The organism is Pseudolysinimonas sp. (genome assembly GCF_044239695.1).
Classification (GTDB): domain Bacteria; phylum Actinomycetota; class Actinomycetes; order Actinomycetales; family Microbacteriaceae; genus Pseudolysinimonas_A.
On record NZ_JBIIAW010000148.1, the window covers coordinates 1 to 5459 of the forward strand.

At 70.3% G+C, this 5459-nt stretch carries 5 protein-coding genes; 1 reads left to right on the forward strand and 4 read right to left on the reverse strand.

Annotated elements, in window-relative coordinates:
• Positions 1 to 57: 57 nt before the first annotated feature.
• The 4 genes from ACILQS_RS15275 to serA all read right to left on the reverse strand — a co-directional run bounded on the left by ACILQS_RS15275 (position 58) and on the right by serA (position 5011).
• A complete protein-coding gene (locus ACILQS_RS15275) occupies positions 58 to 1170 on the reverse strand; it encodes a branched-chain amino acid aminotransferase (RefSeq protein ID WP_395640981.1) in 1113 nt (370 codons plus the stop codon).
• Between the two features lie 22 nt (positions 1171 to 1192).
• A complete protein-coding gene (locus ACILQS_RS15280; RefSeq protein ID WP_395640982.1) occupies positions 1193 to 2245 on the reverse strand; it encodes a 3-isopropylmalate dehydrogenase in 1053 nt (350 codons plus the stop codon).
• 41 nt (positions 2246 to 2286) lie between these two features.
• Complete coding sequence (locus ACILQS_RS15285) at positions 2287 to 3270, reverse strand: hypothetical protein (RefSeq protein WP_395640983.1); 984 nt, start codon at positions 3268 to 3270, stop codon at positions 2287 to 2289.
• Positions 3271 to 3415: 145 nt separating this feature from the next.
• Positions 3416 to 5011: a phosphoglycerate dehydrogenase gene (serA, locus tag ACILQS_RS15290; protein WP_395640984.1), complete on the reverse strand. Its 1596-nt coding sequence runs from the start codon at positions 5009 to 5011 to the stop codon at positions 3416 to 3418.
• Positions 5012 to 5088: 77 nt separating this feature from the next.
• On the opposite strand from serA, the gene ACILQS_RS15295 reads away from it, so the two are divergent.
• Positions 5089 to 5459: DoxX family protein (locus tag ACILQS_RS15295; RefSeq protein WP_395640985.1), on the forward strand; the 371-nt coding region annotated here is incomplete at its 3' end.

The window sequence follows — 5459 nt, forward strand, 5'->3', positions numbered from 1 at the left end:
GCAACCCGGGGTGGGTTTCGATACACCGCCTGCGGCGGCACTCAACCCGCGGTGAGGTCAGGCGTCGAGCCGGAGGTTCCAGCCGTGGCGGTCGGGGATGCGACCGTACTGGATGTCGGTCAGCTCCTGCCGCAGCGACATCGCGACGCTCTCACCGTCGGTCGGCGGCATGACCACCGACACGCTCTCGCCCTTGAGCTCCGCGATCGGCGTGACGACCGCCGCGGTGCCGCAGGCAAACGCCTCGACGATCTCCCCCGAGGCGACCCCGTCGATCCACTCCTGGAGCGTGACCTTGCGCTGCTCGGTGCGGAGCCCACGGTCGCGACCCAGCTGCAGGATCGAGTCGAGGGTGATCCCTTCGAGGATGCTGTCGCTCTCGGGCGTGATGAGCCGACCGTCCTGGGTGACGAGCACGACGTTCATGCCGCCGAGCTCCTCGAGGTACACGCCGTCGCCGTCGAGGAAGAGCACCTGCGCACAGCCGTGCTCGTACGCCTCCGCCTGGGCGACCAGGCTCGACGCGTAGTTGCCGCCGGTCTTCGCCGCCCCCGTGCCGCCCTTGCCGGCGCGGGCGTACTCGGTCGAGAGCCAGATCGAGACCGGGGTCACCCCGCCGCTGAAGTACGCTCCGGCCGGGCTGGCGATGAGGTAGTACTCCACCTTGTTCGCCGGACGCACGCCGAGGAACGCTTCCTTGGCGAAGATGAACGGCCGGAAGTAGAGGCTCGTCTCGGGAGCCGTCGGCACCCAGTCGGCGTCGACGGCGATGAGCTGGCGCAGCGAGTCGAGGAAGTACTCCTCGGGCAGCTCCGGCAGCGCGAGACGCTTCGCCGAACGTCGGATGCGGGCGGCGTTCGCGTTCGGGCGGAAGGTCCAGATCGAGCCGTCGGCGTGACGATAGGCCTTGAGCCCCTCGAAGACCTCCTGGCCGTAGTGCAGCACCGCGGCGGCCGGGTCGAGGGAGATCGGGCCGTACGGCTGCACGCGCGGACGGTGCCAGCCGCCGCGCTCCGACCAGCAGATGTCGACCATGTGGTCGGTGAAGAACTTGCCGAAGCCGGGGTCGGCGAGGATCTCGGCCCGCGCCTCGGCCGACTTCGCGGCGTCGTTGCGGACCACGTGCCACAGCAGGTCGGGCGTCGCCATGGGGAGGAGGTTGATCGTCATGAGTGCTCCGTGAGGTAGAGGTCTAGTTTGCGCCCAGTCGGGCGAGGATGGCAGAGCCGACCTCGTCCGTGGTGCGGGGGTGCGATCCTCGTTCGGCGAGATCCGCCGTCACCGCCGCGTCGACCCGTCGGGCCGCCTCCGGCAGACCGAGGTGGTCGAGCAGGAGGGCGGTCGAGAGGATGGCCGCCGTGGGATCGGCTTTCCGCTGTCCCGCGATGTCGGGAGCCGAACCGTGTACCGGCTCGAACATCGAGGGGAACGCACCGTCGGGGTTGATGTTGCCCGAGGCCGCCAGACCGATCCCGCCGCTGATAGCGCCGGCCAGATCGGTGAGGATGTCGCCGAAGAGGTTGTCTGTGACGATCACGTCGAACCTAGCAGGATCGGTGACCAGGAAGATGGTCGCGGCATCGACGTGGAGGTAATCCCAGACCACGTCGGGATGATTGGCCGCCTCCGCTTCGACGGCCCGCGCCCACAGGCTTCCGGCGTGCACGAGCACGTTGGTCTTGTGCACGAGCGTGAGCTTGCGGCGGCGCTTCTCGGCGAGATCGAACGCGTAGCGCACGACCCGCTCGACGCCGAACGCCGTGTTGACGCTGACCTCGTTGGCGATCTCGGCGGGGGTGCCCACCCGGATGCTCCCGCCGTTGCCGACGTACGGCCCCTCGGTGCCCTCCCGCACGACGACGAAGTCGACGTCGCCCGGGTTCGCGAGCGGGCTCGTGACCGACGGGAAGAGCTTCGTCGGGCGCAGGTTGACGTAGTGGTCGAAGGCGAAGCGCAGCTTGAGCAGCAGGCCGCGCTCGATGATGCCGCCCGCGAGCCGCGGGTCGCGCGGGTCGCCGCCGACGGCACCCAGCAGCATGACCTCGTGGCGGGCGAGCGCGGCCAGATCGTCGTCGCCGAGGATGACCCCGGTTTCGAGGAAGTGCCGCGCGCTGAACGGGTATTCCGTCGTGCGCAGCTTGGCGTCGTCGCCGAGTGCCGCGGTGAGCACGGCGACCGCCTGCTCGACGACCTCCGGTCCGATTCCGTCGCCGGGGATGAGGGCCAGGTCGATCTCGCGGGTCACGCCCGCCAGCTTATTCGGGGGCGCTGTGCCGCGAGACCGCGTCAGGCGCGATGCGCCTGCACGCGTCGCGGCGCCGTCGCGACCAGCACCACCCCGAGCAGCACCGCGAGCAGACCCGCCACCCCGGCGATCGCACTCGGCTCGGAGCCCGTGGCTGCGAGGGTCGGGAGCCCGCCTGCGGCGCCGCCGCCCGAGTCGGGCAACGACAGGGTCGGCAGCGGCAATCCGGTGTTGACCTGCACCGCGAGGCTGTAGCCCGTCCAGCCGCCGATGTCGTCGCGAAGGGTCCCCGCGCCACCGGCTCCGAGGTCGTTGTAGAAGGCACCGTGGCCGGTGTTCCAGTACATCGACGTGGCGTCGGCATCGGTGCCGACGGTCGGAGCGGCGACGAGCCCGACGTTGAGCGAATCGTAGGGTCCGGTCACACCGCGCGGAGAGGCCCCGTAGCTCTGGGTGTCGTACGCGACGGTGACGATGATGCGGTCGGGCAAGGTCAGGATCAGGCTGCTGAAGTCGAAGTCCGCCGTGAACGCGAAGCCGTTGCTGCAGGTGCTCGTGGTCGCGTCGAACCAGGTCGTGCCGCCGTTGCAGTTCGTCGGATCGGCCGACGGGCGGAACGGGATCGTCACGGTCTGCGTCACCGTGCCGAGCAGCGCGCCCGGGAGACCGCCCGTGCCTTCGGCATAGACGTTGACGGTGATCGGGTGCGTCCAGGTGGCTCCCGGCGTGGTCACGCAGGTGGCGCCACCCCCGGTCTCGCACGCCCAGTCGACGAGTCCGATCACGACGTTGTCGAGCTCGCGAGCGCCGGCGGCCAACTCGATGAGATCACCGAACTCCACCGTCTGCGTCGCCTGGTAGCCGAGGCTCGGCATCGAGGGTGGCAGCGGGCTCGTGATGCCGTCGTAGGTCGGCGCGACGGCCGCCTGCGCCGACCCCGCGTTCCAACTCTGGGCGGCGAGCAGCGCCAGCACGGCGAGAAGCGCGAGGAGAAGGCGGGATGCGACGCGGGAGACGACAGTCATGCGAATTCCGTTCGGGGGCACGGAGGCGCTGGCGAGAGCTCGGGTGACCCTCGTCCGGGGGATGCCTGATCGGGACCGAACCTAGCGGCATCCGCGTACGGCGCGCACGACTGCCCGGGGACCCGGGTACCCCGGTCCCGTCCGGTCAGGCCTCGACGATCTCGATCGCGCGCAGGCTCGTCGCCTCGATCGCGACCGCGATGCGCTCCAGCACGTCGTCGGGCACCGGCGAGTCGACGGTGAGCACGCTGAGCGCCTCGCCGCCCGCGCTCTGGCGGGCGATCTGCATGCCGGCGATGTTGACGTTCGCGTCGCCGAGCTCCCGACCGTAGGTGGCGACGATCCCGGGGCGGTCCTCGTAGGTCATCAGGATGAGGTGGTCGGCCAGCGGCACCTCGATGTCGTAGCCGTTCAGCGCGATGATCTTCTGCGCGAGCTTCGTGCCGGCGAGCGTGCCGGCGACCTCGACGACCGAGCCGTCGGCGAGCACGCCGCGCAGCGTCGTGGTGTTGCGGTAGTCGACGCTCTCCTCATTCACCGTGAGCGTCGAGGTGATCCCGCGCTGCTCGGCGAGCACGGGGGCGTTGACGTAGGACACGTTCTCGGTGACCTGATTGGTGAAGTAGCCCTTGAGCGCCGCGAGCCGGTAGACGCTGACGTCGTACGCGGCCAGTTCGCCGCGCACCTCGACCTCGAGGCTGGTGAGCGCCCCGTGGCCGGCCACGCCCGCCAGCACCTGTCCGAGCTTCTCGACGAGGGCGATGCCCGGGCGCACGAACGGGTCGATGACGCCGCCCGCGACGTTGACGGCATCCGGAACCAGGTCGCCCTCGAGCGCCTGCTTCACGCTCAACGCGACCGAGACGCCCGCCTTCTCCTGCGCCTCGTCGGTCGAGGCGCCGAGGTGCGGCGTGACGACGATGTTGGGCAGGCTGAGCAGCTTCTTCTCGACGGGCGGCTCGGCGACGAAGACATCCAGTCCCGCTCCGGCGATCTCGCCCGCGACGAGCGCGTCGTAGAGCGCGTCTTCGTCGATGAGTCCGCCACGCGCGACGTTGACCACGTAGGCCGACGGCTTCATGCGCTTGAGCTGCGCGGTCGAGATCATGCCGGTCGTCTCGGCGGTCTTCGGCATGTGGATGGTGACGAAGTCGGAAACGCTCAGCAGCTCGTCGAGGCTCAGCAGGGTCGCGCCGAGCTGCTGCGCCCGGGTCGCGGTGATGTAGGGGTCGTAGGCGACGATCTCGACGCCGAACGCCTGCAACCGGGCCGCGATCAGGGCGCCGATGCGGCCGAGGCCGATGATGCCGACGGTCTTCTCGAACAGCTCGGTGCCGGTGTACTTGGAGCGCTTCCACTCCCCCGCAGCGAGCGACGCGTGCGCCGCCGGGATGTGCCGGGCGAGGCTCAGGATGTGGCCGATCGTCAGTTCCGCGGCGCTGATGATGTTGGATGTCGGCGCGTTGACGACCATCACGCCGGCTTCGGTCGCGGCCTTGATGTCGACGTTGTCGAGTCCGACGCCGGCGCGGGCGACGACCTTGAGCGCGGGTGCGGCGGCGAGCGCCTCGGCGTCGATCTGGGTCGCGGAGCGGATGAGCACGGCGTCGGCCGTCGCCAGCGCGGCGAGCAGCGCCTTCCGATCGGTGCCGTCGACGTTCCGCACGTCGAAGTCGGGACCGAGCGCTTCGACGGTGGCGGGAGAGAGTTCTTCGGCGATCAGGACGATCGGCTTGGCCACGAAGTAGTCCTTCAGGGTCGGGCGCCGGGAGGGAGGCGGGGCGCGGGCCCGAGTTTACCGAGTGCGACCATGGAGTCATGGACGCACTTCATACGGCGCAACTCGTGCTGCGAGTCGTCCTCGCGGCGGTGTTCGCGTTCATGGGCGTGCTGCACTTCGTGCCGCCGGTCGCCCGCGGGATGCGGGCGATGATCCCGCCGCCGCTGCGGCGTCCGGGCTGGCCGGCCGCACTCGTGGTGATCACCGGGGTGTGCGAAATCGCGGGTGCCGCAGGCCTGCTCGTGCCGTGGGACGGTGTGCGGCTCGCCGCCGGGATCTGCCTCGTCGTCTTCCTCGTCGCGGTCTTCCCGGCGAACGCCTACGCCGCGCGCGACCCGGAGCGCTTCGGCCGCACCGCGGTCCCGTTCTGGCCGCGTCTCGCGGGCCAGGTGGCGCTCATCGGCCTCGT